This window comes from Citrobacter werkmanii (assembly GCF_008693645.1).
Lineage (GTDB): Bacteria > Pseudomonadota > Gammaproteobacteria > Enterobacterales > Enterobacteriaceae > Citrobacter > Citrobacter werkmanii.
Genome location: NZ_CP044101.1, coordinates 2,356,783 through 2,379,944, shown reverse-complemented (window position 1 = coordinate 2,379,944; position 23,162 = coordinate 2,356,783). Strand labels below are relative to the sequence as shown.

The following is a 23,162-nucleotide window of genomic DNA, read 5'->3' as shown; positions in this document are numbered from 1 at the left end:
AGCAAATAAAAGGGTTATATCCTCGATAACGAAATTATCTGCGCGGGCGGTACCGCAGGCCACAGTCCTCCCTGCATGGCGCTGAAACCGAGGGGAAGTACTCGTGCCAACATTTCTTGCGTATCAATACCGCTAATGATGATTGACTCACAGCAGGGTGATATTTGCGCCTGGATAGCGCGCATAAATGGTTCAAATGAAATATGTGCAATCCTTTGTTGAACAAAGTTTTTATCCAACACCACACGTTTGAACAGGCCATCAAAAATTGCCCGCGTTGATATGCCGCCAGCGCCATAATTTTGCAGAATTAATGGAAATCTTGCCGCAAGTGCAGCCAGCGTTGGATTGTCTTTACCCTTGTTTAACTCTGGATAGCTTTCATTAATAGCCAGTTCCAGAAATGAAAATCGTTCAATTTGTGAAGCATATTCAGCGTCTGATAATAAAGTATGAGCAATTGCCGGGGTTAAATTAATCCAGACTGAGACTTTTCGCTGAATAAAAAAATGTTGGCACGTTTCGATTAATTCTAGTTTCTCTGCAAATAAACGACATTGTTCATCGTCCGACATCCGAGGTAAGACCAGCTCGGTTGGTATACGCACATCCCCCTGCAGGCTGGCAAAACTGGTGATGATATCTACGAATTCAAGATCGCCTTTTTCACTTCTCGCAGGGAGAAAAGACAACTCCGATTGATAAAGATTATCCAGTGAAACAATCATCGTACCAGCCCCTCTGCATAGGTGTTATCCGGCATCCTGTAGCAAAGGATGGAGAAATACGTTACTGCTGATGCAAGTAGAGGCTCTTTCATTTGTCCCTTTATAGCCAGTAAATCGAATCCTTTTTTTTAGCTTATCGTGATTATAAGCGAATATCCAGCTTTGCACTTTTTAATATCCCGGCATAAATCATATTTTTAGCAAGATACACTCTTAACACACAGGGTTATTGATCGGCTGGAAGCAGTAATAACAGTTAGCATTCAAATGAAAATGTCGAGGCTGCACAGTCGTTGGCAGCCTCGTCAGTTGTGAGGATTAAATACGTCGAGCCTGCCAGAAGTTTTTACGCCAGTAGACATTATCCAGTGACGAGCGCATCACTCCGCGGCTGGTTGAGGCATGAATAAATTGATTATTGGTGTCGTAAATGCCGACATGCAGACCACTTTCTCCGGATCCGGTTTTAAAGAAAACCAGATCGCCTGGCAACAAATCATCTTTATCGATTTCGGTACCAATCTTTGATTGCATGCGCGTGTCGCGCGGGAGCTGTAGATCGAATTTATCCCGCATCGTCATCAAAACAAACCCTGAGCAATCCACCCCGCTACGGCTCATACCACCATAACGATAAGGTGTACCATGCCAGGTTTGTAGCTGGTCATTAAGACCGGCGATAACGGCGATAGAATCCGACAAATGGGCATTTGGCGCAGGAGCACGATGGCTGCTGCAGCCCGCCAAAAACAATGCTGTGATGAAAAGGAGCCAAAAGCGCATTCAGGACGAATCCTCTGGATTTTATTTTTATGCCAATTTAGCGTGGAAATTACAGGATTTTCAAGAACCCATTTAACTTAAGTGGTTGATATGAGCATTCTGTGGCCTTCGATATCCAAACGACGGAAGTTCACGCCGTAAGCCGCAGACAGATTAGCTGGTGTCAGGACCGTATCACGTGAGCCACTGGCAAGCAGCTTCCCACGTTTGAGCAACCAGGCTTTATGCGCATGGCGCAAGGTATGATTGAGGTCATGGCTGCTCATCACAATCGCTATTCCCTGCAAACACAGTTGGCCCAACAACCTGTCCAGGGCGTTTTGTTGCGCGACGTCCAGGCTGTTCATCGGCTCATCCAACAGTAAAAGCTGACCGAATGGATTAGCTTGCGGGCAAATTTGCAAAATAACGGCCGCCAGGCGCACACGCTGCCACTCACCGCCGGAGAGTTGATTGACGCCACGCCCCAGCTTATCCCCCAGACCAAGCGCATCGGCGACCTCCTGTAACAGATCGGCACGCGCTTTGTCGGGTTGATGCAGCGTCAGAAAATGCCAGACCGGCATGGCAAAAGGCGGGTTTTGCTGTTGCGCAAGATAAGCACGATATTGCGCCAGCTTTGCTGCCGGCCACTCTTCAAGCGGCATGTCGCCGAAGGTGATGCTGCCCTCCCCGGTCGTCAAACCCGCCATACGCGCCAACAGCGTACTTTTCCCCGCACCGTTAGGACCCACCAAATGCAGGATTTCCCCTGCTTTTATTTCACCAGAAAGCGGGCCGAGCCGGGTCGATTCCGCTACATCCTGTAGCTGCATCAATCGAGACATTAGTTTGCCAGCGCCTTCTTGATGCTTTGCACCAGCATCGGATCCTCAGGCGTCATATCCGGAGAGAATCGTTGCAGTACTTGCCCATCCCGTCCCACTAAAAACTTCTCAAAGTTCCACAGGATATCGTCCGGGTAGAGCGGCGCCCGGCCTTTACTGGCCATACGTTCATAGAATCCACTGTCTGCTGGCGCCACAGCCGTTGGCGCGGCATCAATCAGCTTCTGATACAGCGGATGACGCCCCTCGCCGTTGACGTCAATCTTGCTGAACATCGGGAAGGTAACGCCCCAGGTCATACTGCAGTACGTTTTTATTTCATCTTCGCTGCCCGGTTCCTGGCCCAGAAACTGATTGCAGGGAAAACCAAGCACATTGAAGCCCTGCTGATGCCAGGCTTTCTGCAGGTTCTCCAGTTGTTCGTATTGCGGCGTCAGTCCACATTTTGAAGCAACGTTGACGATTAATAGTACATTGCCGGAATACGGTTGCAGCGTAGTCGCCTCGCCGTCAATGGTCGTCACTTCGGTATTGAGGATAGTGTCTTGCATAGCATCTCCAGAACAACAGGTTGATTTTCAGTTTTTAATCATAGACCGAACCAACGCTTTCTAGCGCGCGGCTTTCAACAATAGCCAGATAAATACCGGTGCTCCCATGGTAGCCGTCACCACGCCGATGGGTAGTTCAGCCGAAGCCAACACCAAACGCGCGACAACATCAGCAAACAATAATGCGATTGCGCCAGCCAACGCGCAGCCAGGCAGGAGAACACGGTGATCGGTTAAACCACACAACCGCAAAATGTGGGGGATAACCAATCCAATAAAACCAATCGCACCCGCCAGAGCCACGCTTACGCCGACCATCCATCCTGTGGCGACCACCAGCAGATTGCGCCAGAACCATAATGGTAACCCCAGTTGGCGCGCAGAAGTTTCCCCCAGCGCCAGCATATTCATCGGCTGAGACTGACAGCAGATCCATATCAGTACGGGGATCAACGCCACCATCAGCCAGGCCTGATGCCAGTCGACGCCGCCAAAGCCCCCCATCATCCAGTACATCAGTTGTCGTAAGTCAAAAGAGGTGGAAAAATAGATGGCCCACGTCATCAACGCGCTACAGATAATGCCCAGCGCCACTCCCGCCAGCAGCAAGCGACTGGTAGACAAATGACGACGGGCAAAGCGTAACAGAATGAGAGTAATAATCAGCGCCCCGGCGATGGCACATAAGCCCAACGCCCAGCCGGGAAGCTGCCCCTGGCCGAGCAGCACAGCAGCAATAAGTCCTACACCTGCGCCGTTAGACACGCCCAGTAGACCCGGTTCCGCGAGTGGATTTTCAAAGAGGGCCTGCATTACCGCACCGGATAAAGCCAACGCAGCGCCTACCAGCAAAACGGCGAGGGTACGTGGAAAGCGGATTTGCCAGACGAACAGATCGCCGCGGGCGCTGAACCAGTCGCCAGGAGCGATCCACTGTTCTCCTGCGCACAGGCTTAAAATCGTTGCCAGTAACATCAGCACTGACAGTGACAGTATCCAGCGCACGTTTCGTCGCTGCTGTTGATGGGCGAAAGTCAGCATGTTTTCCATTCTGCTGAAAAAAGATGGGGGTGATTCTACGGTGCTGTTTCGGTAGTGAAAAGGAAAAAGGCCGCAGAGCGGCCTTTTTAGTTATATACGTCATGCTTTACGCTGCCGCTTTGATGGCAACGCAAGTGGTTTAACGAATCGTTAAATCACTCTTCTTTGGGCGTTGCGTTTTCAACCCGACTTTTTAACTTCTGTCCGGGTCTGAAGGTCACCACGCGCCGTGCTGTAATGGGAATATCTTCGCCCGTTTTCGGGTTACGTCCCGGACGTTGATTCTTATCACGCAGATCGAAGTTACCAAAACCAGAGAGTTTTACCTGCTCACCATTTTCCAGAGCACGACGAATCTCTTCGAAAAACAGCTCGACCAGTTCTTTGGCATCCCGCTTGCTAAGCCCAAGCTTATCAAACAGATATTCTGACATTTCAGCTTTTGTAAGCGCCATAGGTTCAATCCCTCAATGATGCCTGGAATCGCTCTTTTAATGCCTCTACACATTTGGCGACGGTAGCGGCAATCTCCTCTTCTTCAAGTGTACGGCTGGTATCCTGAAGGATCAGGCTGATAGCGAGGCTCTTATAGCCCTCCGCAACACCCTTACCGCGGTACACGTCAAATAAGTTTACGCCAACTACCTGATTTACGCCAACTTTCTTACACTCGGATAAAATATCCGCAGCGGGAACGTTTTCTGCCACAACGACTGCGATGTCGCGACGGTTCGCTGGGAAGCGAGAAACTTCACGCGCCTGAGGCACCACGCGGTCTGCGAGCTTGTTCCACTCCAGTTCAAACACCAGAGTGCGACCGTTCAGATCCAGTTTACGTTCCAGCTCAGGATGAACAACCCCAATGAAACCAATACGTTCACCTTTCAGATAAATCGCCGCAGACTGACCCGGATGCAGTGCTGGATTCGCTTCAGCTTTGAACTGAATGTCCGCCAGTTTGCCGGTCAAGTCGAGAACCGCTTCCAGATCGCCTTTCAAATCATAGAAATCAACGGTCTCTTTTGCCAGATTCCAGTGTTCATCATGACGATTACCGCAGATCACGCCTGCCAGCATCAGATCCTGACGGATCCCGAGGTTGGCCTGCGTATCCGGTACGAAACGTAAACCCGTTTCAAAAATACGCACACGGTTCTGCTGACGGTTCTGGTTATACACCACCGTTGACAGCAAACCGGTCCACAGCGACAAGCGCATTGCCGACATATCAACAGAAATTGGGCTTGGCAGCAGCAGCGATTCTTCACCCGGATGCAGCAATGCCTGAATTTTCGGGTCGACAAAGCTGTAGGTGATAACTTCCTGGTAGCCTTTGTCATTCAGCATGGTTTTTACACGTTTCAGCGATAAATCCGCTTCACGATGCGTACCCATGATCAGACCTGCCTGAATTGGCGTATTCGGAATATTGTCATAACCGTAAACGCGGGCAACTTCTTCGACCAGGTCTTCTTCGATTTCCATATCGAAACGCCAGCTCGGCGCTACCGCTTTCCACTCATCCTGACCTTCCGTGACGTCACAACCCAGACGACGCAGAATATCACTCACCTGGTCATCAGCAATATGGTGTCCGATCAGACGATCCAGTTTGCTGCGGCGCAGCGTAATGGTCGCGCGTTTTGGCAGCGTCGCTTCGTTGGTTACATCAATAACTGGACCGGCTTCACCGCCGCAGATATCAATCAGCAAACGGGTAGCACGCTCCATCGCTTTGTACTGCAGCGCAGGATCGACACCACGCTCATAGCGGTGAGAAGCATCGGTGTGCAGGCCATGACGACGCGCGCGACCGGTAATAGACAGCGGACTGAAGAACGCGCATTCCAGCAGGACGTTTTGCGTTTCATCATTCACGCCGGAATGTTCACCACCAAAGATGCCGCCCATGGCCAGCGCTTTGTTATGGTCGGCAATCACCAGCGTATCCGCATGCAGTTTAGCTTCGCTGCCGTCCAGCAGAACCAGGGTTTCCCCCTCTTTTGCCATCCGGACAACAATCCCGCCTTCAATGCGGTCTTTGTCGAACGCGTGCATCGGCTGACCCAGTTCGAGCAGCACATAGTTCGTCACGTCAACCACGGCATCGATAGAGCGGATGCCGCAGCGACGCAGTTTTTCTTTCATCCACAGCGGGGTTGGCGCTTTAACGTTGATGCCTTTCACCACGCGCCCCAGATAGCGTGGGCAGGCTTCCACCGCGTCGACCTGAATCGGCAGGACATCGCTAATGGTTGCGGCTACTGGCGCCATTTCCGGTTCAACCAGCGGAGCCTGGTTCAGTACGGCAACATCACGTGCCACGCCGATGATACCCAGGCAGTCGGCGCGGTTCGGCGTAACGCTGATTTCGATAGTGTTGTCGTCAAGCTTCAGGTATTCGCGGATATCGGTGCCAATTGGCGCATCGGCGGGCAGTTCGATAATGCCGCTATGGTCGTCGGAAATACCCAGCTCGGAGAACGAGCACAGCATGCCTTCAGACGGTTCACCGCGCAGTTTCGCTGCTTTAATTTTAAAGTCGCCTGGCAGTACGGCGCCCACGGTTGCCACCGCCACTTTCAGGCCCTGACGGCAGTTCGGCGCGCCACAGACGATATCCAACAGACGGTCACCGCCTACATTCACTTTGGTGACGCGCAGTTTGTCAGCGTTCGGGTGCTGAGCGCACTCAACCACTTCACCCACCACAACGCCGTTGAACGCGCCCGAAACAGGTTCCACACCGTCAACTTCCAGACCCGCCATCGTGATTTGGTTTGACAGCGCATCGCTATCAATCGCCGGGTTTACCCATTCGCGTAACCACAGTTCACTGAATTTCATTGTTTTATCCTGCCTTTATTTAAACTGTTTGAGGAAACGCAGATCGTTTTCGAAGAAAGAACGCAGATCGGTCACGCCATAACGCAGCATGGTCAGACGCTCCATACCCATACCGAATGCAAAGCCGGAGTAGATTTCCGGATCGATACCCACGTTGCGCAGCACGTTCGGGTGAACCATCCCGCAGCCCAGCACTTCCAGCCATTTGCCATTTTTGCCCATCACATCAACTTCCGCAGAAGGTTCGGTGAACGGGAAGTAAGAAGGACGGAAGCGAACCTGCAGGTCTTCTTCAAAGAAGTTGCGCAGGAAATCGTGCAGCGTACCTTTCAGGTTGGTGAAGTTGATGTTGGTATCAACAATCAGCCCTTCCATCTGATGGAACATTGGGGTGTGCGTCTGATCGTAATCGTTACGGTATACGCGCCCAGGGGCGATGATACGAATCGGCGGCTGTTTTTCTTTCATGGTGCGGATCTGCACGCCGGAAGTCTGCGTACGCAGCAGACGGGTCGCGTCAAACCAGAAAGTGTCGTGGTCAGCACGCGCCGGGTGATGGCCAGGAATATTCAGTGCGTCGAAGTTATGATAGTCATCTTCGATTTCCGGACCGGTCGCCACGGTAAAGCCCAGCTCACCGAAGAAGCTTTCAATACGCTCGATAGTACGTGTTACCGGATGCAGACCGCCATTTTCGATACGACGTCCCGGCAGAGAGATATCGATCGTTTCTTCAGCCAGACGGGCATTCAGCGCAGCACTTTCTAATTCGGCTTTACGTGCGTTCAGCGCTTGCTGTACCTGCTCTTTGGCTTCGTTTATCACCGCACCTGCTGCCGGACGCTCTTCTGGCGGCAGCTCGCGCAGGGTTGTCATTTGAAGGGTCAAGTGCCCTTTCTTGCCCAAATATTCGACGCGGACATTGTCTAACGCGGCAACATCTGAAGCCTGGTTAATGGCGGCCGTTGCACTGGCAACCAGCTCTGCGAGATGTGACATGGTTTTCCTCGTTATGTGGCGATATTCACTAGTCGCTCGTCTATACGCAAAATCATTCAAGTTGTATCAAGGCGGCAAAAGAGCAAATCCTCAGGAGCGTACATCAGTACGTGACTGGGGTGAGCGAATGCAGCCAACACAGAGACAACTTGAAGGATGACGCGTATAAAAAAAGCCTCCACCAGGGAGGCTTTTAGGCGCTGTTTTCCGTTTCTTCTTTCACGCGCAAGCCTCCTGGATTCAGGTGCTAAAGTAAAAGAAGAAGCGGAAAATAGCAGCATTCATGCTTGCATTACCTTATGTGGTAAAAACCGGACAACCTTTATTGAAAAGGCTTACGGGTAAAATGTCAACTAATTGATTGCGCTACAATAAAAGAGAGGGAGCCAGGCTCCCTCTTTTCACCGGCTTATGCCAGAGCTGCTTTCGCTTTTTCGACCAGAGCGGTGAACGCTACTTTGTCGAATACTGCGATGTCAGCCAGGATCTTACGGTCGATTTCAACAGAGGCTTTTTTCAGGCCGTTGATGAATTTGCTGTAAGAAATACCGTTCTGACGTGCTGCTGCGTTGATACGCGCAATCCACAGTTGACGGAACTGACGCTTTTTCTGACGACGGTCACGATAAGCGTACTGACCAGCTTTGATAACAGCCTGGAAGGCAACGCGGTATACGCGAGAACGCGCACCGTAGTAGCCTTTAGCTTGTTTCAAAATTTTCTTGTGACGTGCACGGGCAACTACACCACGTTTTACGCGAGCCATATGTGCTCTCCTGTATCTATATTCTTAGTAAAAAATTAATTAAACGTTAACGGCTTATGCGTACGGCAGGCACGCGATAACCAGACCCAGATCGCCTTTAGAAACCAGGCCTTTTGGACGCAGGTGACGTTTACGCTTAGTAGATTTTTTGGTCAGAATATGACGCAGGTTTGCGTGCTTACGCTTAAATCCACCACCACCGGTTTTTTTGAAGCGCTTAGCAGCACCGCGTACGGTCTTAATTTTTGGCATTTTAATAACTTCCACTTCGCATTGTTAATAAACGAAACGTAGGCGAACAACGGCTGTGGAACCCGCAGGCTCCACAGACATTGCTACTTGAAGGCCTTACTGTTTCTTCTTAGGAGCGAGCACCATGATCATCTGACGGCCTTCGATCTTCGTAGGGAAGGATTCGACTACTGCCAGTTCACTCAGATCGTCACGGACGCGGTTGAGCACCTCCATACCGATCTGTTGGTGGGCCATCTCACGGCCGCGAAAACGCAGCGTGATCTTAGCCTTATCGCCATCTTCCAGAAAGCGTACCAGGCTGCGGAGTTTTACCTGGTAATCGCCATCGTCGGTGCCAGGACGGAATTTAATTTCCTTAACCTGGATAACTTTTTGCTTTTTCTTCTGTTCCTTAGAAGACTTACTCTTTTCATAAAGGAACTTGCCGTAGTCCATAATACGACAAACTGGCGGTTCGGCGTTAGGGCTGATTTCAACTAAATCTACTCCAGCTTCTTCAGCTTTTTCGATTGCTTCTCTCAGACTCACAATACCCAAAGCTTCGCCTTCCAGACCTGTTAAGCGAACTTCCAGGGCGCGAATCTCGCCATTAATACGATTCGGACGTGCCGTTTGAACTCGTTTTCCGCCTTTAATACCTTATTCCTCCAGTTGTTGAAGACTGCGGCTGCGAATCTCTTGTTGCAGCTTCTCAATCACTTCATTTACGTCCAGGCTGCCCAAGTCTTTGCCACGACGGGTGCGCACGGCAACTTTGCCTGCTTCAACCTCTTTGTCGCCACAGACCAACATGTAAGGGACACGACGTAAAGTGTGCTCGCGGATTTTAAAGCCAATCTTCTCATTTCTCAAGTCTGCTTTTACACGAATGCCCGCATTTTGTAGTTTCTGCGTTAATTCGTTAACGTATTCAGACTGAGAATCGGTAATGTTCATGACCACAACCTGAACCGGCGCAAGCCAGGTCGGGAAGAAGCCAGCAAACTCTTCGGTCAGAATACCGATGAAACGTTCCATCGACCCAAGAATTGCGCGGTGAATCATAACCGGCACCTGACGCTCGTTGTTTTCGCCAACATAAGAGGCGCTTAAACGGGACGGCAGGGAGAAGTCCAGCTGTACAGTACCGCACTGCCATGCACGATCGAGGCAGTCATACAGGGTAAATTCAATTTTCGGACCGTAGAATGCGCCCTCACCCAGTTGGAACTCAAACGGGATGTTGTTTTCTTCCAACGCAACGGCCAGGTCAGCTTCAGCACGGTCCCACATTTCATCGCTACCGATACGTTTTTCGGGGCGAGTGGACAGTTTGACGACGATCTTCTCGAAGCCAAAGGTGCTGTACATATCGTAGACCATACGAATACAAGCGTTAACTTCATCACGGATCTGTTCTTCAGTACAGAAGATATGCGCATCATCCTGAGTGAAGCCACGAACGCGCATCAGACCGTGCAGCGCGCCTGACGGCTCGTTACGGTGGCAGCTACCAAACTCAGCCATACGCAGCGGCAGATCGCGATAAGATTTCAGACCCTGATTAAAGATCTGTACGTGGCCCGGGCAGTTCATGGGCTTAATGCAGTATTCACGGTTCTCTGAAGAAGTCGTGAACATCGCATCTTTGTAGTTATCCCAGTGACCTGTTTTTTCCCACAGCACGCGGTCCATCATGAACGGACCTTTAACTTCCTGATACTGATATTCTTTCAGTTTCGAACGAACGAAGACTTCCAGTTCACGGAAGATAGTCCAGCCATCATTGTGCCAGAACACCATACCCGGCGCTTCTTCCTGCATATGATACAGGTCAAGCTGTTTACCGATTTTACGGTGATCGCGTTTGGCGGCTTCTTCCAGACGTTGCAGGTAGGCGTTGAGGGCTTTTTTATCTGCCCATGCAGTACCATAAATACGCTGCAGCATCTTATTATTGCTGTCGCCACGCCAGTATGCCCCAGCGGTCTTCATCAGTTTGAAGTGATGGCAGAAACGCATGTTCGGCACGTGCGGGCCACGGCACATATCGACATATTCTTCATGATGGTACAAGCCAGGCTTGTCATCATGGGCAATGTTTTCATCAAGAATAGAGACTTTATAGGTCTCGCCACGCTTCACGAAGGTTTCACGCGCTTCGTACCAGCTGACTTTCTTCTTAATGACATCGTAGTTTTTCTCAGCGAGCTCGTGCATCCGCTTCTCGAGCGCGTCGACGTCTTCCTGGGTTAACGTACGGTCAAGATCGATATCGTAGTAAAAACCGTTGTCAACAACCGGTCCGATCGCCATTTTGGTGTGCGGCCAGAGTTGTTTGATCGCGTGCCCTAACAGGTGCGCACAGGAGTGACGAATGATCTCCAGACCTTCTTCATCCTTCGCGGTGATGATGGAGAGCTTCGCATCATGTTCAATCAGATCGGAAGCATCTACCAGCTCACCGTTAACACGGCCAGCAATCGTGGCTTTCGCCAGACCTGGACCGATGTCCAGCGCAACATCCATGGGGCTTACAGCGTGGTCGTAATGGCGTTGGCTGCCATCAGGAAGAGTAATAACAGGCATGTTATATCCTTATTTGCAGTGGTGCCCCACACGTAAGAGCACATACAAAGATTCAATATTTAAAATTATCAAAAAGGTGTGGGCTGATTCCCGCTTCACTCTGCGAAATATGTCACGGGTCGCCTTGGTGGCGACGCTGGACCTACGCCCTTTTTTTGATAACACCGTTGACAGTGTACACGGTGTTACGAGCCGATCAAAGCAGCAATCAACGCGCACTGTATGATGTAAATCAATTCACTGACACCCTGACGTCTTTGTTACACTTGCCGAAAGTCATCGAATATGAGCGGGAAAGAACTATGCCAACAAATCGCTTTGCGAAAAAACACGGGAAAATAGTTGTGATTCTGCTTGTTATTTGGGCGGCCATGCTGATGCTGCGTTGGGCCGCAATGATCTGGGGTTAAATTATTGGCACCGGCAGTACGGTTCCGTTTATTTATCTATTAAATAGAATTTACCTGAAAAATAGCGCGTTATTGGTACGTGTTAAAAATAAAACGTAGAGTAAATATTAAATAAACTTAACTTTAACTGGGAAAACCGGGCCAATTATTTGACCCGGCTTGTCATTACATACGATAACCGAGCGAAACAGTCGTTCGACGATCGGTATGCTCCGGCGCCGTTGCCGGCGGTTCAGAGTTCCAGGTCACGTTGTAAGCCACCTTTAACCCGAAGTGTTCATTGATGGCAACGTTCAAAGCCGTTTCAGAGTTGAGTGTCGTATCGTCAGCACCGAATACCGATACACCCTGAGTAAATTTGGTGTTATCCGTCATCTGCCACGCATACGCCCCGGACGCATAGCCCAACGGCTGCGTTTCGGTGGTGCCATCAGTGTGCTCGTCATAACGAACACCAGGACCGAATTCAAAACGGAAGCTGTGCACCGGCCCATTAAGGAACTGACGACCGTAACCTGCGGTCAGTACGTCACGCTCGCGATAACCGTTGTAGCGGTCGGTCAACCAGCTTGCCTGCCCAAAGAGATAGTCATAGTCGGTCATGTTGTAACGACTACGGCCCCCTACGGCATATTTCTCTGATGAACGCTCATCATTTGAGGAGGTGTTGCTGGCATTTCCCCACAGAGACCACGCCGTAGTTTGACCATACCAGGTCATGTTGGTGTCTGCAGTTAAAGAAGAACTTTTTGTGTTGCCTGACTGGGCGAGATATCCCGCGTTCAGGTTACCTTCAAAGGGTTTTTTCGCGCTGGAAGGATCATCCATGACAGTAAAAACGGAATCATCGGCGGCAGCATGCATTGACGCAAGCAGGCCTCCCATCAGCATGAATGCTGTGGGCACTGTCTTCAAAAGCTTCATTTATTAAGAGTCCGTACAACAAAAAAAGAGACCATAACGGTCTCGGAAACTTTCATATGGATCAATGACAAAAGACCCTTGAAAGGTAACAAATTATAAAAAGACTCGAATAACATAGCAATAAATTCTTATTTCATTTTTTGAATAAGAGCGTTCTTAAATCGATATTTTATTTATATAACTTTGACCCGATAATTTTAAATAAAGATATGAAAAATCATGTTGTTAATTACTTCACTTTCGGGATGTTAAGTGCCAGACTGAAGGCAGCCTAACAGGAGGTAAAGATGGTACGTATCTATACGTTAACACTTGCGCCCTCTCTCGATAGCGCAACAATTACTCCGCAAATCTACCCTGAGGGTAAACTTCGCTGTACCTCGCCGGTTTTTGAACCCGGTGGCGGCGGCATCAACGTCGCTCGTGCAATAGCGCATCTTGGCGGTACTGCGACGGCTATCTTCCCCGCGGGCGGGGCCACGGGTGAGCATCTTGTTGCATTGCTCGCCGACGAAAACGTTCCCGTCTCTACAGTCGAAGCCAAAGACTGGACCCGCCAAAATCTGCACGTCCACGTTGAGTCCAGCGGTGAGCAGTATCGCTTCGTTATGCCCGGGGCTGCGCTGACCGATGATGAGTTCTATCAACTTCAGGATCAGGTGCTGGAAATTGAGTCCGGCGCGCTGCTGGTGATTAGCGGCAGTTTGCCGCCTGGCGTACAACTTGAGAAGCTGACCCGACTCGTTACCTCAGCACAAAAACAGGGTATTCGCTGCATCGTCGATAGCTCAGGCGAGGCGCTAACGGCGGCGTTAGCCATCGGCAATATCGAACTGGTCAAACCCAACCTTAAAGAACTGAGCGCGCTGGTGAACCGCGAACTCACCCAACCTGATGACGTGCGTAAAGCCGCACAGGAGATTGTGCAATCGGGTAAAGCACATCGCGTCGTGGTCTCTCTTGGGCCACAAGGGGCGCTGGGCGTTGATCGCGACACCTGCGTCCAGGTGGTTCCACCACCGGTGAAAAGTCAAAGTACCGTAGGCGCAGGCGACAGCATGGTCGGCGCCATGACGCTTAAACTGGCTGAGAACGCACCTTTTGACGATATTGTTCGTTTCGGGGTTGCCGCCGGTAGCGCAGCAACCCTGAATCAGGGGACGCGTCTGTGCGCTTTGGACGATACGCAAAAAATATATGCATACCTTGCGCAGTAATGCCACCGTCCCCTTCTTACCAGGAAGGGGGATTTTCCGGTAAAACTGTCGGCATGGTTGTTATACGTCTATGATAAAAAATCACGTGATTACAAAGAAGTGAATCATGTGCAAACAGACGTCTCCACAACTGTGCGAGATGAAGAAGAACGACAAACATTAAGTGCCTTTCCAGCGATGACGCGTCCGTGGTGTGCGTCAGTTCGTGTTTTTTAACCGCATTCTTGCGCTAACCTTATGATCTGGCAGACAACATGGGGAGAGACATCATGTGGCAGGCTATCAGTCGTCTTTTAAGCGAGCAATTAGGTGAAGGCGAAATCGAACTGCGTAATGAACTGCCCGGCGGAGAGATCCACGCCGCATGGCATTTACGCTATGCGGGGCGCGATTTTTTCGTCAAATGCGATGAAAGAGAGCTGTTGACCGGCTTTACGGCGGAAGCCGATCAGCTGGAGCTACTTTCCCGCAGTCAAACCGTATCTGTACCGAAAGTTTGGGCGGTAGGCGCAGACAGAGATTACAGTTTCCTGGTAATGGACTTCCTCCCTCCCCGTCCGCTTGACGCGCACAATGCGTTTATCCTCGGCCAACAGCTTGCGCATTTGCATGAATGGAGCGATCAGCCGCAGTTCGGACTCGACTTCGACAATGCGCTCTCGACCACGCCGCAACCCAATGCCTGGCAACGTCGCTGGTCAACTTTTTTTGCCGAGCAGCGCATTGGCTGGCAACTGGAACTCGCCGCTGAAAAAGGTATTGCGTTTGGCAATATTGACGCCATTGTCGAGCATGTTCAGCAACGCCTCTCGTCCCATCAGCCGCAGCCGTCTCTCCTGCATGGGGATTTGTGGTCGGGAAACTGCGCGCTCGGCCCGAACGGTCCTTACATCTTCGACCCTGCCTGCTACTGGGGAGACAGAGAGTGCGATCTGGCAATGCTGCCGTTACATACCGAGCAGCCGCCGCAAATTTATGATGGTTATCAGTCCGTCTCGCCGCTCCCCCTGGATTTTCTTGACAGACAGCCTGTCTACCAGCTCTATACGCTGCTGAATCGGGCTATTCTGTTCGGAGGGCAGCATCTGGTTGTGGCGCAGAAAGCGATGGATAGGTTACTGGCGGCTTAACAACGCGCTTATCAGGCCTGACGTTACACAATGCGGCAGGCCTGATGTTTCAACGCTTACAAAAAGCCCAGTAATGAGAAGAAGAAGTAGCCGATGACGATAACGATCACCGGCAATATATACAACGGAAAAATTTGTAAAAAGATCGTATGGTGCGGTACCACGATACGTGATTCAATTTGTGCGCGTGATAACCCTTCACTGCCTTTGGCCTGTTCCAGAATCAGTTGATCCTCAACACCTTCGCGTAAAAAACGCGCCTGACGGCTCATTCTTGCACCTGAATCCTGCAACGCTAAGCCGACAAAAATCAGGATGAAAATCAGCCAAAAAACGAGATTGAGTCCACTTTGAAAATCGGGTGTCGGCGAGTTATACCAAAATACGTTAAGAAAGGGGGTGTTCACCCGCATCATGTCGATCATTACATGGGCAAAATCGAGCATCACCGCATTAATCCCCTCCTGCTTTTCGCTGTGCGCATACATAAACTTCAGTACAGAAACCAGTGTTGAAATCAGCGCGGGAATGAAAATCACCCATCCCACCAGCCTTTTCAAGACGGCAATGCGTCCAGCTTGTTGATACGTCATGAGTTCCCCTTGATAAAGACGTGTCATTTTGGCCTAAGTTTACCCGTTGATAACCGTTTTCGCCTGATCTTTAAAGGCGGTATAATAGAGAATTAGCCATTATGAACGCTCAGAGCCTGTTATGACTGGCTCGAAATCCCTTTTATCACCCTAAAGGAGAGGTTGTGATGTCAACCCCGCGTCAAATTCTTGCTGCAATTTTCGATATGGATGGATTACTGGTCGATTCAGAACCGCTCTGGGATCAGGCCGAACTGGATGTGATGGCAAGTTTAGGCGTTGATATCACTCGCCGCCATGAGCTTCCCGATACCCTTGGCTTACGCATCGACATGGTGGTTGATTTGTGGTTTGCGCAGCAACCGTGGAATGGCCCCACACGTCAGGAAGTGACTGAACGTATCATCACGCGGGCTATTGCGTTAGTTGAAGAAACAAGACCGCTGCTGCCTGGCGTACGTGAAGCCGTGGCGTTGTGCAAATCGCAGGGACTTTTGGTCGGGCTGGCATCCGCATCACCGTTGCATATGCTGGAAAAAGTGCTGACCATGTTTGGTTTACGCGACAGCTTCGATGCACTGGCCTCCGCAGAGAAACTTCCCTACAGCAAACCGCACCCGCAGGTGTATCTCGATTGCGCAGCGAAACTGGGCATTGATCCTTTGAGTTGCGTTGCCCTGGAAGATTCAGTCAACGGCATGATCGCCTCGAAAGCGGCTCGCATGCGCTCTATCGTGGTGCCTGCACATGAAAATCAGGACGATCCTCGCTATGTACTGGCCGACGTAAAACTGTCCTCGCTCACCGAACTTACAGCCGTTCATCTGCGCGGCTAATCCTCTCACGGGCAATGCGAATCATTGCCCGTGAGATTGTTTTTTTAAAACAGCGTTTCATTTTTATTGTATTTCTGCTCAGCCTCTCCTATTCTTTCCGCATGGTAAAGTGTGAATGGAATGAATAATTGAGGTGAATATGATTCAGGATGCTTTTCGTCTCGCAGGTAAAGTTGCCATCGTCACCGGATGTGATACCGGCCTTGGACAAGGTATGGCACTGGCGCTGGCTGAAGCTGGCTGTGATGTAGTCGGAGTGAATCGTAAAACCCCGCATGATACCGCAGAGAAAATTAACGCGCTCGGTCGACGCTTTATGGCGATTCAGGCCGATCTCAGCCAACAGGACGTACTCGCCAGCATTGTGACACAAACGGTGGAGGCATTTGGTCGGATCGATATTCTGGTCAATAATGCGGGCACCATACGTCGCCAGGATGCGCTGGACTTCAGCGAAAAAGACTGGGATGACGTGATGAACCTGAATCTCAAATCCGTGTTCTTTCTGTCGCAGGCCGTGGCGCGCCAGTTTGTGGCGCAGGGTAACGGTGGGAAAATAATTAATATTGCCTCAATGCTCTCATTTCAGGGCGGGATCCGCGTTCCTTCCTATACCGCATCGAAAAGCGGTGTACTGGGTATCACCCGCCTGCTGGCTAATGAATGGGCTGCACAAGGTATTAATGTCAACGCTATTGCGCCCGGCTATATGGCGACCAATAACACGCAGCAACTACGTGAAGACAGCGAGCGCAATCAGGAGATTATCGATCGTATTCCAGCCGGACGCTGGGGAAAGCCAGACGATCTGAAAGGCCCGGTCGTTTTCCTCGCAAGTTCAGCCTCTGACTATATTCATGGTTATACGCTGGCCGTGGATGGTGGTTGGCTGGCGCGGTAATGTCGCACTTGTGACAAAGGGTTACAACGTCACCTCTTCCGCCTACTGTATAAAACCCCTATACTGTATGAATCGACAGTTTATTGGGTTTTATCATGACGGCGGAAGGCCACCTTCTTTTTTCTATTGCCTGTGCGGTATTTGCCAAAAATGCCGAACTAACGCCCGTTCTTGCGCAGGGTGACTGGTGGCATATTGTTCCTTCAGCCATTTTGACATGTCTGCTACCGGATATCGATCATCCAAAATCTCTGCTCGGACAGCGTCTGAAGTGGATATCGAAACCCATTGCCCGCGCATTTGGCCATCGCGGGTTTACGCATAGCCTGCTGGCAGTCTTTGCCCTGCTGGCCACGTTTTACCTGAAAGTCCCTGATACCTGGATAATTCCAGCTGATGCCTTACAGGGCATGGTTCTCGGTTATCTCAGCCACATTCTGGCCGACATGCTGACCCCGGCAGGCGTCCCCCTGCTTTGGCCCTGTCGCTGGCGCTTTCGCCTGCCGATCCTTGTACCGCAAAAAGGGAATCAACTGGAGCGATTCCTGTGTATGGCGCTGTTTGCCTGGGCCATCTGGATGCCACAGACCGTACAAGAAAACAGTGCAGTACGCTGGTCATCGCAAATGATAAATACGCTACAAATGCAGTTTAATCGTTTCATAACGCACCAGGTTGACTAATAAATCAGCCGAAATGTCATTTTTGGCATAAACAATTCCATTTGAATATAAGAGGCATGTCACAGTTCTGCTAATCTTGCGCCAACTGAATCACCATCGTACGGTGATCCGCATAATAAGATCAGGAGAACGGGGATGAACTTTCCATTAATCGCGAACATTATCGTGTTCGTAGTGCTGCTGTTCGTGCTGGCGCAAGCCCGTCACAAACAGTGGAGTCTGGCAAAAAAAGTACTGGTCGGTCTGGTCATGGGGGTGGTGTTCGGTCTCGCGCTGCACACCATTTATGGCTCCGACAGCCAGGTTCTTAAAGATTCCGTACAGTGGTTCAACATTGTCGGCAACGGTTACGTCCAGTTGCTGCAAATGATTGTTATGCCGCTGGTCTTTGCCTCTATTCTCAGTGCCGTTGCGCGTCTGCACAACGCCTCTCAGTTAGGTAAAATTAGCTTCCTGACCATCGGCACGCTGCTGTTTACCACGCTGATTGCCGCGCTGGTAGGTGTTCTGGTGACCAACCTGTTCGGCCTGACCGCCGAAGGTCTGGTACAAGGCGGGGCTGAAACCGCACGCCTGAATGCCATTGAAACCAATTATGTTGGCAAAGTAGCCGACCTCAGCGTTCCGCAACTGGTGCTGTCGTTCATCCCGAAAAACCCGTTTGCCGATCTGACCGGAGCGAACCCGACGTCAATTATCAGCGTGGTTATCTTCGCAGCATTCCTCGGTGTAGCCGCACTGAAACTGCTGAAAGATGACGCCCCAAAAGGCGAGCGTGTTCTGGTCGCTATCGATACCCTGCAAAGCTGGGTGATGAAGCTGGTTCGTCTGGTTATGCAGTTAACGCCGTACGGTGTTCTGGCGCTGATGACTAAAGTGGTTGCAGGCTCCAACCTGCAGGACATCATCAAGCTTGGCAGCTTCGTCGTCGCTTCGTATCTCGGTCTGGGCATTATGTTTGTGGTACACGGGATCCTGCTGGGAGTTAACGGCGTTAGCCCGCTGAAATACTTCCGCAAAGTCTGGCCTGTCCTGACTTTCGCTTTCACCAGCCGTTCCAGCGCCGCGTCCATCCCGCTGAACGTTGAAGCACAAACCCGTCGTCTGGGCGTACCTGAATCCATTGCCAGTTTTGCCGCCTCTTTTGGCGCCACGATTGGTCAGAACGGCTGTGCCGGCCTGTACCCGGCCATGCTGGCGGTGATGGTCGCCCCAACTGTCGGTATTAACCCGCTGGATCCCATGTGGATTGCCACGCTGGTAGGTATCGTGACCGTGAGTTCCGCAGGCGTTGCGGGTGTGGGCGGCGGCGCGACCTTTGCCGCGCTGATCGTTCTGCCTGCCATGGGTCTGCCGGTAACGCTGGTCGCGCTGCTGATCTCCGTTGAACCGCTGATTGATATGGGTCGTACGGCGCTGAACGTTAGCGGCTCCATGACTGCCGGTACGCTGACCAGCCAGTGGCTGAAGCAGACCGACAAAACGATTCTGGACAGCGACGATAACGCCGAACTGGCGCATCGTTAAGCCTGTTTGCTGATAAAAAAAACCGCCGGCGTGTAATGCTCCGGCGGTTTTTTTATATCCAGTTAATCGCTCAGTTCATTTTCCTGGCGAATCTGATTAGCCCAGCGTTGCGCTGATTCCGGAACCGTAAATGCAGGCGAACGCTGAAACGACTCCCCCATTAAGACAAAAGCGACATATTTACCGCGCAGTATCCATACGTCACGAAACGCATCCATTTTAACCGCATGCTCTGGCGGAGCAGGCTCCACACGGGGCACGTAGCTAATAACCGGACGATTTTGTTGGCGAAGAGGTTTCATAATCAGTTGTTTCACTAAAGACAAATTCTAAAAATCAGAAAACCGCTATCTTAGCCGATTTTCCCCTCCCGCGTCCTGCCTTGCGTGCGCGGTTTGCCTGTCTCATCGCGCTTTACTTCCCCGGTATATTCCTGCAGGGCTGAGTGAGTGGTCTATAGTTAAAGCTTTTGACAGCAACAACGACCCTTTCAGCGATGAATACAGGAGACGAGTTTAATGTCACAGAAAGATAAGCATCCGCTCCATCACACTGCGCCGGTTCATGATGCCAGCGAGTCCAAACCCGGTCTTGATTCTCTGGCGCCAGCAGACGGTTCACATCGTCCAACGCCTGAACCCACGCCTCCGGGCATGCAACCCACCACGTCCGGCAGCTTAAAAGCGCCTGACATCAGAAGTGACAAACTCAACGCGCTGGACAGTTTTCGCAAAGGAAGCGAAGAATTTGCCCTGACCACCAATCAGGGCGTACGCATTGCAGACGATCAAAACTCGCTGCGCGCCGGAAATCGCGGGCCAACATTACTGGAAGATTTTATCCTGCGAGAAAAAATCACCCATTTTGATCACGAACGTATACCAGAACGTATCGTTCACGCTCGAGGGTCAGCCGCGCACGGTTACTTTCAGTCCTATACCGATTTAAGCGCAACGACAAAAGCCGATTTCTTGTCCGAAGAAAACAAGATAACACCCGTTTTTGTCCGTTTCTCAACAGTCCAGGGCGGCGCAGGCTCAGCGGATACGGTCAGGGATATTCGGGGATTTGCGACAAAATTTTATACTGAAGAGGGCATCTTTGATCTGGTAGGAAATAACACGCCGATCTTTTTTATTCAGGATGCACATAAATTCCCGGATTTCGTCCACGCCGTAAAACCGGAGCCACATTGGGCAATCCCACAGGGCCAAAGCGCGCATGATACCTTCTGGGATTATGTCTCATTGCAACCTGAAACCCTGCACAACGTGATGTGGGCGATGTCTGACCGGGGGATCCCGCGCAGTTATCGCACGATGGAAGGTTTTGGCATCCATACTTTTCGGCTGATTAATGCGCAGGGGAAAGCCACTTTCGTCCGCTTCCACTGGAAACCGCTGGCTGGCAAAGCTTCTTTGGTATGGGATGAAGCACAGAAACTGACGGGTCGCGATCCTGATTTCCATCGCCGCGATCTGTGGGAGGCAATTGAAGCCGGCGATTACCCGGAATACGAACTTGGCCTGCAGTTAATTCCGGAGGAAGATGAGTTTAAATTCGATTTTGACCTGCTCGACCCGACAAAACTCATCCCGGAAGAGCTGGTTCCGGTTCAGCGCGTCGGTAAAATGGTACTAAACCGCAACCCGGACAATTTCTTCGCGGAAAACGAACAGGCGGCATTTCATCCCGGTCACATCGTTCCGGGCATCGATTTTACCAATGACCCTCTGTTACAGGGCAGACTGTTCTCCTATACGGACACACAGATCAGTCGCCTGGGTGGGCCCAACTTCCATGAAATCCCGATCAATCGCCCTACCTGCCCGTACCATAACTTCCAACGCGACGGTATGCATCGCATGGATATTGATACCAATCCCGCCAACTATGAACCTAACTCCATCAATGACAACTGGCCACGAGAAACGCCGCCGGGGCCAAAACGTGGTGGATTTGAGTCGTATCAGGAGCGCATTGACGGGAATAAAATTCGTGAGCGTAGCCCCTCTTTCGGCGAATACTATGCCCACCCTCGCCTGTTCTGGCTAAGCCAGACACCAATAGAGCAACAGCATATTATTGGCGGATTCAGTTTCGAACTCAGCAAAGTGACCCGGCCTTATATTCGCGAAAGAGTGGTCGATCATTTGGCGCATATTGATACCACTCTGGCGCAGTCCGTGGCCAGCAACCTCGGTTTTGAACTGACCGAAGAGCAAACCCAGATCTCCCCTCCACCGGACGTCAACGGGTTAACCAATGCGCCTTCGCTTAGTTTATATGCGGGATCAAAAGGTGATATCAAAGGCCGCGTGGTCGCCATTCTGCTCAATGATCAGGTAAAGGCAGACGATCTGCTCACCATTATGCAGGCCCTGCAGGCGAAAGGCGTTCATGCCAGGTTGCTCTATTCCAGAATGGGTAATGTGGTTGCCGACGATGGCTCCGTCCTGACGATCGCGGGTACCTTTGCCGGCTCGCCGTCGCTGACGGTCGATGCGGTTATCGTTCCGGGTGGGAATATCGCGGATATCGCCATGAATGGCGATGCGAAATATTACTTACTGGAAGCGTATAAGCACCTGAAACCTATCGCCCTGGCAGGAGATGCCCGCCAGCTTAAAGCTGCATTGAATATCACAAATCAGAGTGAGGAAGGCGTGGTAGAAGCGGACAGTGCAGACGCACAGTTTATGGATACCTTACTGACACTGATGACTGCGCATCGTGTCTGGTCGCGAGCCGGAAAAATCGACGCGATCCCTGCCTAAAAAAATGCGGCGCATAATTGCGCCGCAAACTCAGGAATTACACGTTCAGAAAACTGCCAAGACGATAACCGCGCTCCGCAATAGCATATTTCAGTGACGAAGACGTCAGTACGTCAAGCTCAGTTAAGCGGGGGTAACAGTAGGCACTTTGACGAATAGTGTCATCGATAAAGGCTGGATGGCACATGACTTCCAGTGAGGACTCTCCCCGGTCTGCTGAGGCAGCCAGCGTTTGTAAAAACAGCGTCTCAGAAATCGCTTCGCCATAAAACTCGCTGCTGAATCCCTGGGAAGAACGCAACGTGGCGGGTAAATCAGACGACTGGCACACCGTCTGACGATCGATACGCAACGCAATCCCTCGTTCGGCTGCAAAGCTCGCGACAATGGGGAAAATCTGCGGGAACATATGCACATGGTGATGGCTATCCAGATGCGTCGGTTCCCGCCCAAACAGGTCTATAAAACGCTGATACTGCGCGGCCAGCTCTTGCGAAATTTCATCCAGCGGCAAAGCATCTTCTTCTGCCATTTGCCAGATCCATTTCCCCAGCAATCCGTCACGCGTAAGGCCTGGCATTGGCGTCAACGGTCTGCCCAGCGTCAGAACAAAGTGCATCCCGACGGCAAGTGCAGGTATGTCACGACTCAGTTGTACCGCATGGTCAATCGCCGCGCCATTTACCAACGCCGTCGTCGAGGTGACCACGCCATTGCGGCAGGCTTCAACAATGCCGTAGTTTTGGCCTTTACTCAGGCCAAAATCATCCGCATTCACAATCAGTACGCGTTCCATAGC

At 51.1% G+C, this 23,162-nt stretch carries 25 protein-coding genes and 1 other annotated feature; of the genes, 8 read left to right on the top strand and 17 right to left on the bottom strand.

Annotated elements, in window-relative coordinates:
• Positions 1-14: 14 nt before the first annotated feature.
• The 13 genes from FOB24_RS12100 to thrS form a co-directional block, all read right to left on the bottom strand.
• Positions 15-728 (bottom strand): EAL domain-containing protein, encoded by a 714-nt coding sequence (locus FOB24_RS12100; RefSeq protein WP_038640192.1) that lies wholly within the window; start codon positions 726-728, stop codon positions 15-17.
• 318 nt (positions 729-1,046) lie between these two features.
• Complete coding sequence (locus FOB24_RS12095; RefSeq protein WP_038640189.1) at positions 1,047-1,511, bottom strand: NlpC/P60 family protein; 465 nt, start codon at positions 1,509-1,511, stop codon at positions 1,047-1,049.
• A 77-nt stretch (positions 1,512-1,588) separates the two neighbouring features.
• Positions 1,589-2,338 carry a vitamin B12 ABC transporter ATP-binding protein BtuD gene (gene btuD / locus FOB24_RS12090; RefSeq protein WP_038640187.1) on the bottom strand — a complete coding sequence of 250 codons (750 nt, stop codon included), beginning with the start codon at positions 2,336-2,338 and terminating at the stop codon, positions 1,589-1,591.
• Positions 2,338-2,889: a glutathione peroxidase gene (locus tag FOB24_RS12085; protein ID WP_038640185.1), complete on the bottom strand. Its 552-nt coding sequence runs from the start codon at positions 2,887-2,889 to the stop codon at positions 2,338-2,340. The genes btuD and FOB24_RS12085 overlap by 1 nt, the downstream gene beginning before the upstream one ends.
• A 60-nt stretch (positions 2,890-2,949) precedes the next feature.
• Positions 2,950-3,930 carry a vitamin B12 ABC transporter permease BtuC gene (gene btuC, locus FOB24_RS12080; protein WP_042308812.1) on the bottom strand — a complete coding sequence of 327 codons (981 nt, stop codon included), beginning with the start codon at positions 3,928-3,930 and terminating at the stop codon, positions 2,950-2,952.
• A gap of 155 nt (positions 3,931-4,085) precedes the next feature.
• Complete coding sequence (gene ihfA, locus FOB24_RS12075; RefSeq protein ID WP_003030571.1) at positions 4,086-4,385, bottom strand: integration host factor subunit alpha; 300 nt, start codon at positions 4,383-4,385, stop codon at positions 4,086-4,088.
• Between the two features lie 4 nt (positions 4,386-4,389).
• Positions 4,390-6,777 (bottom strand): phenylalanine--tRNA ligase subunit beta, encoded by a 2,388-nt coding sequence (gene pheT / locus FOB24_RS12070; protein ID WP_137347197.1) that lies wholly within the window; start codon positions 6,775-6,777, stop codon positions 4,390-4,392.
• A 15-nt stretch (positions 6,778-6,792) separates the two neighbouring features.
• Complete coding sequence (gene pheS / locus FOB24_RS12065) at positions 6,793-7,776, bottom strand: phenylalanine--tRNA ligase subunit alpha (protein WP_150344968.1); 984 nt, start codon at positions 7,774-7,776, stop codon at positions 6,793-6,795.
• Between the two features lie 165 nt (positions 7,777-7,941).
• Positions 7,942-8,066, bottom strand: a sequence feature (Phe leader region).
• On the bottom strand, positions 8,017-8,061 hold the full coding sequence (pheM, locus tag FOB24_RS24285; protein WP_001386830.1) for a pheST operon leader peptide PheM: 45 nt from the start codon (positions 8,059-8,061) through the stop codon (positions 8,017-8,019). It overlaps the preceding feature by 45 nt.
• A 119-nt stretch (positions 8,067-8,185) precedes the next feature.
• On the bottom strand, positions 8,186-8,542 hold the full coding sequence (rplT, locus tag FOB24_RS12055) for a 50S ribosomal protein L20 (RefSeq protein ID WP_003030578.1): 357 nt from the start codon (positions 8,540-8,542) through the stop codon (positions 8,186-8,188).
• A gap of 54 nt (positions 8,543-8,596) precedes the next feature.
• A complete protein-coding gene (gene rpmI / locus FOB24_RS12050; protein ID WP_003030583.1) occupies positions 8,597-8,794 on the bottom strand; it encodes a 50S ribosomal protein L35 in 198 nt (65 codons plus the stop codon).
• 96 nt (positions 8,795-8,890) lie between these two features.
• On the bottom strand, positions 8,891-9,433 hold the full coding sequence (gene infC, locus FOB24_RS12045) for a translation initiation factor IF-3 (protein WP_048997935.1): 543 nt from the start codon (positions 9,431-9,433) through the stop codon (positions 8,891-8,893).
• Positions 9,434-9,436: 3 nt separating this feature from the next.
• Positions 9,437-11,365, bottom strand: a complete 1,929-nt coding sequence (gene thrS, locus FOB24_RS12040; protein ID WP_032939806.1) for a threonine--tRNA ligase — start codon at positions 11,363-11,365, stop codon at positions 9,437-9,439.
• 302 nt (positions 11,366-11,667) lie between these two features.
• On the opposite strand from thrS, the gene yniD reads away from it, so the two are divergent.
• On the top strand, positions 11,668-11,775 hold the full coding sequence (gene yniD / locus FOB24_RS24440; protein WP_223851243.1) for a small membrane protein YniD: 108 nt from the start codon (positions 11,668-11,670) through the stop codon (positions 11,773-11,775).
• A 165-nt stretch (positions 11,776-11,940) separates the two neighbouring features.
• Here the strand turns inward: yniD and FOB24_RS12035 are convergent, their stop codons facing one another.
• Entirely contained in the window at positions 11,941-12,699 is a 759-nt protein-coding gene (locus FOB24_RS12035) for a DUF481 domain-containing protein (protein WP_038640176.1), read from the bottom strand.
• Positions 12,700-12,986: 287 nt separating this feature from the next.
• On the opposite strand from FOB24_RS12035, the gene pfkB reads away from it, so the two are divergent.
• Entirely contained in the window at positions 12,987-13,916 is a 930-nt protein-coding gene (pfkB, locus tag FOB24_RS12030; protein WP_061381454.1) for a 6-phosphofructokinase II, read from the top strand.
• 269 nt (positions 13,917-14,185) lie between these two features.
• A complete protein-coding gene (locus FOB24_RS12025) occupies positions 14,186-15,046 on the top strand; it encodes a fructosamine kinase family protein (protein ID WP_069324267.1) in 861 nt (286 codons plus the stop codon).
• Positions 15,047-15,102: 56 nt separating this feature from the next.
• Here FOB24_RS12025 and FOB24_RS12020 read toward each other — a convergent pair whose 3' ends face one another.
• Positions 15,103-15,639, bottom strand: a complete 537-nt coding sequence (locus FOB24_RS12020; RefSeq protein ID WP_069324268.1) for a YniB family protein — start codon at positions 15,637-15,639, stop codon at positions 15,103-15,105.
• Positions 15,640-15,806: 167 nt separating this feature from the next.
• Between FOB24_RS12020 and hxpB the strand changes: the two genes are divergently transcribed.
• The 4 genes from hxpB (at position 15,807) to tcyP (ending at position 19,586) form a co-directional block, all read left to right on the top strand.
• Positions 15,807-16,475, top strand: coding sequence for a hexitol phosphatase HxpB (gene hxpB / locus FOB24_RS12015; RefSeq protein ID WP_069324269.1), 669 nt, complete (start codon positions 15,807-15,809; stop codon positions 16,473-16,475).
• A gap of 139 nt (positions 16,476-16,614) precedes the next feature.
• The gene (kduD, locus tag FOB24_RS12010) at positions 16,615-17,376 is read left to right on the top strand and encodes a 2-dehydro-3-deoxy-D-gluconate 5-dehydrogenase KduD (RefSeq protein ID WP_069324270.1); all 762 of its coding nucleotides are present in this window, start codon (positions 16,615-16,617) and stop codon (positions 17,374-17,376) included.
• Between the two features lie 83 nt (positions 17,377-17,459).
• The gene (locus tag FOB24_RS12005) at positions 17,460-18,059 is read left to right on the top strand and encodes a metal-dependent hydrolase (protein ID WP_087050648.1); all 600 of its coding nucleotides are present in this window, start codon (positions 17,460-17,462) and stop codon (positions 18,057-18,059) included.
• 135 nt (positions 18,060-18,194) lie between these two features.
• Positions 18,195-19,586, top strand: a complete 1,392-nt coding sequence (gene tcyP / locus FOB24_RS12000) for a cystine/sulfocysteine:cation symporter (RefSeq protein WP_006684833.1) — start codon at positions 18,195-18,197, stop codon at positions 19,584-19,586.
• Between the two features lie 62 nt (positions 19,587-19,648).
• Here tcyP and cedA read toward each other — a convergent pair whose 3' ends face one another.
• On the bottom strand, positions 19,649-19,891 hold the full coding sequence (gene cedA / locus FOB24_RS11995; protein ID WP_230592298.1) for a cell division activator CedA: 243 nt from the start codon (positions 19,889-19,891) through the stop codon (positions 19,649-19,651).
• Between the two features lie 213 nt (positions 19,892-20,104).
• Between cedA and katE the strand changes: the two genes are divergently transcribed.
• On the top strand, positions 20,105-22,363 hold the full coding sequence (katE, locus tag FOB24_RS11990; RefSeq protein WP_087856705.1) for a catalase HPII: 2,259 nt from the start codon (positions 20,105-20,107) through the stop codon (positions 22,361-22,363).
• A gap of 37 nt (positions 22,364-22,400) precedes the next feature.
• Here the strand turns inward: katE and chbG are convergent, their stop codons facing one another.
• Positions 22,401-23,159, bottom strand: coding sequence for a chitin disaccharide deacetylase (gene chbG, locus FOB24_RS11985; RefSeq protein WP_150344967.1), 759 nt, complete (start codon positions 23,157-23,159; stop codon positions 22,401-22,403).
• Positions 23,160-23,162: the final 3 nt, after the last annotated feature.

What these genes read in the sequence shown, in the direction of transcription:
- FOB24_RS12100 (WP_038640192.1), bottom strand. Translation starts at nt 728, where the DNA reads ATGATTGTTTCACTGGATAATCTTTATCAATCGGAGTTGTCTTTTCTC.
- FOB24_RS12095 (WP_038640189.1), bottom strand. Translation starts at nt 1,511, where the DNA reads ATGCGCTTTTGGCTCCTTTTCATCACAGCATTGTTTTTGGCGGGCTGC.
- btuD (WP_038640187.1), bottom strand. Translation starts at nt 2,338, where the DNA reads ATGTCTCGATTGATGCAGCTACAGGATGTAGCGGAATCGACCCGGCTC.
- FOB24_RS12085 (WP_038640185.1), bottom strand. Translation starts at nt 2,889, where the DNA reads ATGCAAGACACTATCCTCAATACCGAAGTGACGACCATTGACGGCGAG.
- btuC (WP_042308812.1), bottom strand. Translation starts at nt 3,930, where the DNA reads ATGCTGACTTTCGCCCATCAACAGCAGCGACGAAACGTGCGCTGGATA.
- ihfA (WP_003030571.1), bottom strand. Translation starts at nt 4,385, where the DNA reads ATGGCGCTTACAAAAGCTGAAATGTCAGAATATCTGTTTGATAAGCTT.
- pheT (WP_137347197.1), bottom strand. Translation starts at nt 6,777, where the DNA reads ATGAAATTCAGTGAACTGTGGTTACGCGAATGGGTAAACCCGGCGATT.
- pheS (WP_150344968.1), bottom strand. Translation starts at nt 7,776, where the DNA reads ATGTCACATCTCGCAGAGCTGGTTGCCAGTGCAACGGCCGCCATTAAC.
- rplT (WP_003030578.1), bottom strand. Translation starts at nt 8,542, where the DNA reads ATGGCTCGCGTAAAACGTGGTGTAGTTGCCCGTGCACGTCACAAGAAA.
- rpmI (WP_003030583.1), bottom strand. Translation starts at nt 8,794, where the DNA reads ATGCCAAAAATTAAGACCGTACGCGGTGCTGCTAAGCGCTTCAAAAAA.
- thrS (WP_032939806.1), bottom strand. Translation starts at nt 11,365, where the DNA reads ATGCCTGTTATTACTCTTCCTGATGGCAGCCAACGCCATTACGACCAC.
- yniD (WP_223851243.1), top strand. Translation starts at nt 11,668, where the DNA reads ATGCCAACAAATCGCTTTGCGAAAAAACACGGGAAAATAGTTGTGATT.
- FOB24_RS12035 (WP_038640176.1), bottom strand. Translation starts at nt 12,699, where the DNA reads ATGAAGCTTTTGAAGACAGTGCCCACAGCATTCATGCTGATGGGAGGC.
- pfkB (WP_061381454.1), top strand. Translation starts at nt 12,987, where the DNA reads ATGGTACGTATCTATACGTTAACACTTGCGCCCTCTCTCGATAGCGCA.
- FOB24_RS12025 (WP_069324267.1), top strand. Translation starts at nt 14,186, where the DNA reads ATGTGGCAGGCTATCAGTCGTCTTTTAAGCGAGCAATTAGGTGAAGGC.
- FOB24_RS12020 (WP_069324268.1), bottom strand. Translation starts at nt 15,639, where the DNA reads ATGACGTATCAACAAGCTGGACGCATTGCCGTCTTGAAAAGGCTGGTG.
- hxpB (WP_069324269.1), top strand. Translation starts at nt 15,807, where the DNA reads ATGTCAACCCCGCGTCAAATTCTTGCTGCAATTTTCGATATGGATGGA.
- kduD (WP_069324270.1), top strand. Translation starts at nt 16,615, where the DNA reads ATGATTCAGGATGCTTTTCGTCTCGCAGGTAAAGTTGCCATCGTCACC.
- tcyP (WP_006684833.1), top strand. Translation starts at nt 18,195, where the DNA reads ATGAACTTTCCATTAATCGCGAACATTATCGTGTTCGTAGTGCTGCTG.
- katE (WP_087856705.1), top strand. Translation starts at nt 20,105, where the DNA reads ATGTCACAGAAAGATAAGCATCCGCTCCATCACACTGCGCCGGTTCAT.
- chbG (WP_150344967.1), bottom strand. Translation starts at nt 23,159, where the DNA reads ATGGAACGCGTACTGATTGTGAATGCGGATGATTTTGGCCTGAGTAAA.